At 37.8% G+C, this 5,305-nt stretch carries 6 protein-coding genes; 1 reads left to right on the top strand and 5 read right to left on the bottom strand.

The window, feature by feature from the left end; genetic code table 11:
• The coding region (locus L1D46_RS19560) for a TniQ family protein (RefSeq protein ID WP_239978080.1) at positions 1 to 1,509 on the top strand (1,509 nt) is incomplete at its 5' end.
• A 163-nt stretch (positions 1,510 to 1,672) separates the two neighbouring features.
• Here L1D46_RS19560 and L1D46_RS19565 read toward each other — a convergent pair.
• The 5 genes from L1D46_RS19565 to L1D46_RS19585 all read right to left on the bottom strand — a co-directional run.
• A complete protein-coding gene (locus L1D46_RS19565) occupies positions 1,673 to 2,137 on the bottom strand; it encodes a hypothetical protein (RefSeq protein ID WP_239978081.1) in 465 nt (154 codons plus the stop codon).
• 126 nt (positions 2,138 to 2,263) lie between these two features.
• A complete protein-coding gene (locus L1D46_RS19570) occupies positions 2,264 to 2,539 on the bottom strand; it encodes a hypothetical protein (protein WP_239978082.1) in 276 nt (91 codons plus the stop codon).
• Positions 2,540 to 2,661: 122 nt separating this feature from the next.
• The gene (locus L1D46_RS19575) at positions 2,662 to 2,964 is read right to left on the bottom strand and encodes a hypothetical protein (protein ID WP_239978083.1); all 303 of its coding nucleotides are present in this window, start codon (positions 2,962 to 2,964) and stop codon (positions 2,662 to 2,664) included.
• Between the two features lie 121 nt (positions 2,965 to 3,085).
• Positions 3,086 to 4,144, bottom strand: coding sequence for a restriction endonuclease (locus L1D46_RS19580; RefSeq protein ID WP_239978084.1), 1,059 nt, complete (start codon positions 4,142 to 4,144; stop codon positions 3,086 to 3,088).
• Positions 4,145 to 4,327: 183 nt separating this feature from the next.
• Positions 4,328 to 5,305 (bottom strand): protein kinase (locus tag L1D46_RS19585; protein WP_239978085.1); only part of this gene is annotated, 978 nt, incomplete at its 5' end.

Raw genomic sequence — 5,305 nt, forward strand, 5'->3', positions numbered from 1 at the left:
AATCTAGCCCCAGCACTGAGAATGAAGCCTGAGGAGCTGGCTGGTTATTTTTATAACCAAAGTAATATTAACTATTTTAGAGAAATCAACTTAACAAACACCGCCCACCTCTACCATAAGGACTTTAGATTCTGCCCTTTATGCCTTGCAGATGATTTATACATGAGGCATCTGTGGGATACCTCTTTGGTAACTGCGTGCCCTATCCATAATTGTAATCTGCAATCAGAGTGCCCTCATTGTCATGAAAAACTTAAGTGGAATACATGGAAACTTAACGAATGCAGAAAGTGTGGAGAGTCATTGATTGAAACACCCATAGTGACTCAATGCGACAAGTACAGCATCATGGTTTCGAGATTGTTTTTAGAAGCTAACAACAATAAATACATAGAAGCTTTACTCTTAGCTATCCAGCGCATGCATCGACCCTTCGACAATATGCTCTCGACACCGAAGCTAGAAACTTACGCTGTAAGTAGAATACAGCAGTTAGTGCATTTGGGGTTAGGTCTGCTACACAGCTCTTCATTTCGTCACAGTTACTTTTTTGAGTTAAAACATAGAAAAGCGACTTACCGTGATATCTCTATTGAATCAGTTCTAGAGCCATGGGCCAATTTTAATAGTGTTTGCCAGTTTCAATATGATGACTCGTTGCCAGAAATAAGCTTTTCCACCAGACCAATCGAAGCTTCCGATGAAGGTATAAGCACTTCCCGTTTAATAACTTATAAAAAGCAAAATGAATTATCTTTATCTCATCAAATATCAGCAAATCGCCTTGCGAGTCTGATTGGTTTAGACTTGGACTCTATTAATAGTCTTGTAGAACATAATGTTTTAGTGCCTTTAACGGTTGCACGTAAAGGCAGAAGCCCTATATTCGATATGAATGCTTTAGCAGAACAATTTTGTGAGCTAGAAATACACCAAGTATCAAGTTCAGAAGAGTTAATACACTTTCATGAGATTAAACGTGTTTTGCTATTGTTCACAGCTAGTCCTCGTTATATCTATGAATTAATTCTGAATGGCAAACTCAAACTATATTGCCCAGGTGAACATCGACAGCTAAAACATTGTTATTTGAATGAACAAGATTTGTATAAAGCGCTTCAAGCTCAACTCTACGAACATGAGCAGAGTGTTACTGGCACAGCTTTAGCCTCCATATTTTTCTCTCACCTTACTCTCATCAAGCGCCTTGAAGCAGTGAATTTATTCGAAGCCAATCACTGGTCAAATGAATATTCAGTTGAAGGGCATGAATTTCATAAATTTATAAATAAATACATTTGCCTTAATCGTGTTTCATATTTTGCAAATGTGCCTGAAGACACATTGTTAGATGGACTTCAAATGTTGGGGATTGATCCAGTTTTTCAGGAATCTTTTAGAGGCAAACAATTAATTTTACTATCTAATTCTCAATCTATAAGGCTGAAACTGTACAAGCTCATAGAAAATCTGAAAGACCGTCCGATTGATAAATATATTGGGTTTTAAGGCAGGCACTAAAGTCCCTATAACTTTAAACTCACAATAGTGAAAATAAACACTGTATTGTAGGTTCTGCCTACATAATAATGCTTTTTCACACTATTAATTATAACTCTCAACTGACCATAAACGAGCTAGAGTATTTTTTCGTTGAGCGCCTTGTCATAACTTATATAACCAGCCACTTCAACTTCGCGACATTGCAAAATAAGTTAAATGCAACATAGTCTATGGTTTCTTCTACCTCATATATCTCCTGAATGCGCATCAGTCGCCCGTGAATTCTGAGGTAGTATCGCGCAATCGGATTGTGCTCTTGGATTTCATGACAAGCTTCTAATGTCATTTTGTGAAGAAAGTGAAGATTATCAGAGTGGTTTTCATTTCCTTCGCTGAACTCCCCGGCTTGCTCAATCATTGAATAGAATGGAATATCTTCAATGAATTCAGGCTCAGAGTGCGCAACCCCGTTTGTGCCAGGTTGATAGTAGTTCCACTGTTTATGGTTATGCAGCCTCTCGACTTTAACAAAACTTGTGTTTTCAACTATGGCTTGAGCTTCAGTGTGGTTATAGAGCTCATCTAGTGTATGAAATGCTGGAGACGCATATACAACGAGGGCCCTTCTACGCAAATTCTGCGATACTTTTTCTAGTATTTCTTGTTGGTGATCAGTTATATCAAACCGCCAATACTTAGAGCTAAACCCATAGCTTTTAAGCAGTGATGATGCCCTAACCAAAGGCTTTGGTCGCTTCGCTTAGATTAGAAGATTTGTATTAAATGTGGCCAGCCTTCGCTTTTTGCCAAGTTTGCGCCACATGAATCCCCACCTTAAATCGTTAAGAGCAACACCCTTAGGTATGTCATAGAAGCCAAAAAGTTCCCAAAATAAAGGATGCTCGGCTTCTAATGCCGCATCAATTCCAAACTTGCCTTCAAATACCTGACCAGGTGTGGCAATTCGATGACTTCCAAATCTCAGCTCACTGTATAAAGGAGCTTCAAAATCCTTCTCTTCAAATTCAGCTTTCATATGTCCCTATAATTAACTCTTGTTGTCATAACGCCTCAATATGGGACGCACAAATGCATGGCTATACTTAGGGAAGAATGAGCGCAAGCCATGTGTTTTGCGTCTATGCCGTAATTGATTTGTTATACGTTTTTACTACCAATTATGATGTTACAAGCTTTGATAACATGAGCCCGATAATATTCGATAGTTTCACATAACTCTTTATCAGCTTTAGCCAGAAACTCTTCTGAGCATTTTGACCTAACATGATTTAAGGGTAAATGATCTGTTTCTGACTCTATTTCACCAAAAATGTGAAATTCAGTATCCCAGCATTGGCCGTATTTTTCATTACCAATACGCCAGAGAGCAATTACGTTTTCTAAGTAATCCTGATCGCTTTTCAGCAATTTTTCCGCAAGCTTAATTGCTTCTTCAGACACTTAAATTTACTCCGTACTCTAGAAACGTATAACGCCTAAATAAGCGGTAAATAAACGTTGGCTAAAATTAGCGAAGAATGAGCGCAAGCCAACTTTTATGCGTCCGCTCTTGATTTACTTATTAGATTCGTGGCTGAAGGCTGTGAATGTACTCTTCAATCCACTCATTGTTAAGCTCTAGCTTCACACTTCTTCTGATTCCTCCAATAATTCCGGAAAGCTGAATAAAGGAAAAATGTTGTCTCTTTATATTTGCAACTGCTTCTCGGCTATCCCACTCCCTTGCAACAAGGGAGGCTATTTGCTCAGGAAGATCAAACTCTAGCTCGAACCAACCAGGCTCACCTGGCTGAAAATGCAGAGGTGTAAACTTCCAGTTTCCAGTTTGATATCCAACTACTCTGCATTGTACTACGTCTGTTTCAAATGCATGTGGCGGTAGCTCGTGGTGTGTCAGAAGGTGTAAAGGCCAGCGTCCTTGAAGCATACCGAAGTAAGAGCCTTGAATCTGCTGCAGAGTTTCAACTAGAGCATTATCAATTAAATTAATACCTTCTTCAGTTAGGTAGTTACGCATGTCCATTTCATAGTAGTTACCACTAATTGCATTTCTGTATCTTTCTCTAACTTCTTTGACAGACTGTTTTCCTAAGTTTGTTAAGCACTCAGGGCCAAACTGCATTATCGCTCTGATCAAGGGACGTATTACTGAAACATTATTGTATTGGATCAAAAAGATCTGATGAGCTAAAGCATATTCAACAGCTCCAGCTGTATACCCAGAAGTAGAAAATATTGCAGAGTGATAATTAAAACTTGGTACTTGAAGGTACTGCCCAGTTCTTCGTTGAACAGTGAAGTAATTCTCTGAAATATCTTTGAGCACACCGACAGAATTACGTGCTACGTCAATACCAACAGGTCTGTTTTCACGGTAGCATTTTGCTTCTACCATCAATCGAAGTGGATACATGAACGCTGGAGATGCAGGAAATAATGCTAAAGCGTCAATTTGGTGCCAAGAACCTCTTCCTCGAACTTCCAATCCGGAATGCCCACCACGTAACTCTTGATTATTAAAAGAACTAGAGTCTGTGAGAGTTTCATATCCAACTTTCTCTAATAAATAAAGTATTGCCTCTTCTAATAAGGCTCCTCTAACTTGGGAAATATTTGACACGCATTACTCCTTGGTTACGTGTATGTATAAGAACCTAACAATTTTATAGTGCGCTCGTCGCGCATCTTTCTGCCGATGTTACGCGCTACCACTGAACCTAACCATATCACCTTAAACACAAAACCCAACGATGGAATAAAAAATGCCAAGCGTTGGGAATCACTCTTAAATGCTCTGTTATGTTTAAAAATCACCCAACTCAGCAATTAGTTGTTCTGTACTAAGATCACTCTCTACTACACGTTGTTTTATCCAGTCGCTGAAGTCATCAATTGTAATTTTCCCAAAGATAATATGCTTAATCACTTCAATTTTCTCTTTAGCAGTAGCATTGAGGTTTATCTGGTAAAACTTTAATAGTGAATTAAAAATAACATATGAAATTCGTTTGTTACCATCTAGAAATGGGTGTGAACTACAAAACCTGTACATAAACATTGCAATAGAAGATGTTTGTATATTTATTGGATTTCTATTGGAAAGCAAATATGACCCATCGATCCATTCCTTTATTTCATAGAACCCATTTGCATTATTTCTCGGTTTGATAAAATCTGGTAACTCAAAATTTGTAGACTTAAGTTCAAACGCGACAGTATTAAACAATTTATCTAGATTATACTGATCAAAAAAGTGAAAGCCATGACTTACAATTAGTTCTTTTGCTGATGGTCTCATTTTAGGGGTTTGAGCCGTCATCCACTTAACTATTTCATCATAATGAGAATAGTCGCGGTGAAAAGAACCTATACTATGATAAGAAGTCCCTACTGGAATTTTACCAGTAAACATCTCACCTAAAATTAAGCCTAAAGAGTAAATATCAGTACTTGGTCCAACCTTGTCGTTGTTTTTTTGTTCAGGCGATGCATACTTGAAGTTAGCTAATCTCGTACCTTTCTTCGTCTTTACATTACAGAAGTTGTACTTGTCAGAATAATTAGCAACACCCCAATCTGCGATCACTAACAGATCTTTTTCTGTATCCAAAAGAACATTTTCAGGTTTCAAATCTCGGTGAAAAACACCTAAATTATGAGCGTAATTCAATCCGTTTAATATTTGGAACAAATAATTCTCTATCTTCTCTCCAGTTACATTAGGAAAAACTAGATTTTTTAGAGTTCCCGTGAAGTATGGCATTAAATAAAAATAATATTC

Source organism: Pseudoalteromonas sp. Isolate3, from assembly GCF_022398505.1.
Taxonomy (GTDB): domain Bacteria; phylum Pseudomonadota; class Gammaproteobacteria; order Enterobacterales; family Alteromonadaceae; genus Pseudoalteromonas; species Pseudoalteromonas apostichopi.